The organism is Stieleria sp. (genome assembly GCF_041595215.1).
GTDB classification, from domain to species: domain Bacteria; phylum Planctomycetota; class Planctomycetia; order Pirellulales; family Pirellulaceae; genus Stieleria; species Stieleria magnilauensis.
In genome coordinates, this window is sequence record NZ_JBFHKV010001421.1 from 1 (window position 1) to 1,752 (window position 1,752).

1 protein-coding gene is annotated in these 1,752 nt (G+C 58.7%); it reads left to right on the forward strand.

The genetic code is table 11. The annotated features are described in order from the left end of the window. Positions 1-288: 288 nt before the first annotated feature. On the forward strand, positions 289-1,752 hold a 1,464-nt coding region (locus ABX749_RS31785; protein WP_372899573.1), incomplete at its 3' end, for a DUF1549 and DUF1553 domain-containing protein.

The following is a 1,752-nucleotide window of genomic DNA, read 5'->3' on the forward strand; positions in this document are numbered from 1 at the left end:
CAAACCGCACATCACAAGAACGCCGACCACCTGTTTGAATCTGGCCGCACTCAGGGTCGTTGGGATCATCCGCTACTGCTCAATCTCAAAAGTTTGTTCCGCGTCACGCCAATGTTAACGTCTCGGCGCCCCGGCTACGAGTCAGCGGCGTCAAACCGCCCGAATTCTTTCGTTCTGATTGAGGTGCCTGAATCCCTGAGCCTGATTCTCCTGAGTCTGAATCTCCGTGCGTGGCGCCATGACAAGTGGTATAACACAAGAGCAATGCCTCACTTCTCCATTGGCCTCATGATGCGAATTGTTTGCATTCACTGCGTTCTCGCCCTCATCGTTTCCATCGGAAGCGTCGCCCGTTGTGGCGAAACGACGGGAGATCGATTTGCGTCGCCATCGGATCGTGTGGATCAGTACCTGAGCGAATCTTGGCAGGAAACGGCGACACGCCCTAGCCCGCGAAGCGGCGATGCCGAGTTCTGTCGACGTGCCTGGCTGGACCTTGCCGGCGTCGCCCCGCCGGTTTGGCAACTGCGACGTTTTCTGGCGGACCCGTCGATCGACAAACGGGAACAGTTGATCGAATCGCTGCTGAGCTCGTCTCGGTTTGCGACCCACATGGCCCATCGCTGGAATGAGTTTTTGCTTCCGACGGAAACGTCTGACGACCGCCAGGTTGATGCGGCGGCCCTGCACGCTTGGTTACGAAAACAGTTCCTCAACAACACGCCGTATGATCATTTGGTCGGCGGATTCTTGACCGCCGGCGGGAAGAGTGATCAGGGGCCGGCGATTTTTTACACGTCGCGGAACTTGGAACCGGTGAAACTGGCTGCGGCGACATCCAGATTGTTCATGGGCGTTCAACTGGAATGCGCCCAGTGCCACGACCACCCCTTTGCCCGATGGACGCAAGATGATTTTTGGTCGTTCGCCGCGTTCTTTGCGCAGCTGCAATTGAGCGAGACGAATCTGCGCGGTGGCGGCCAAGCGATCGAAGATCGATCGGGTGCGGAAGTGATGTTCCCCGATTCCGATCGAGTCATGGCGCCGCGATATCCGGGCGCGACTTCGCCACCGGAAGCCGATCCGACAGACTTTCGACGGCGTCAACTGACCATCTGGCTGGCCTCGCGCAACAACCCCTACTTCGCACGCGCCGCGGCCAACCGCGTTTGGGCGCATCTGTTCGGACGTGGGCTTGTCGATCCGGTCGACGCGATGGATTCCAGCAATCCGCCCAGCCATCCCGAATTGCTGCAGTACCTGGCCGACTACCTGGTGGAACACCGCTTTGACTTGCGTGAGCTTTATCGCATGCTGACCCGCACGAAGGCCTATCATCAGACCAGCGCGATCAGCGAAGGCCAGCGGCCACGGGCGGATGCTTTCGCCGCGATGAATGTCAAAACCCTTTCGGCGTCCCAGTACTTCGACAGTCTTCATCAAAACGTGTTGCTTGGGCGGTTCAATGCAGCGGCGGATTCGCCGCAAGCCGAACAAGCGGTTCGTGACGAATTCCTTCGTCGCATGAAAGCCCCCGAGGCTGCGCCGAGTGACTATCCGCACGGCGTCGTTCAGGTGCTGGGCATGATGAACGGCCCGGAGATGCTGGTCGCGACCGCCGAAGAACAAAGCGGTCTGATCGCGTCGATGGAAGCACCGTTCTTTTCGGATTCCGATCGAATTGAAACCCTGTTCCTGGCCTGTCTGTCTCGACCGCCCAGCGAGACCGAACTGCAACAGTTTCTGGCTTAC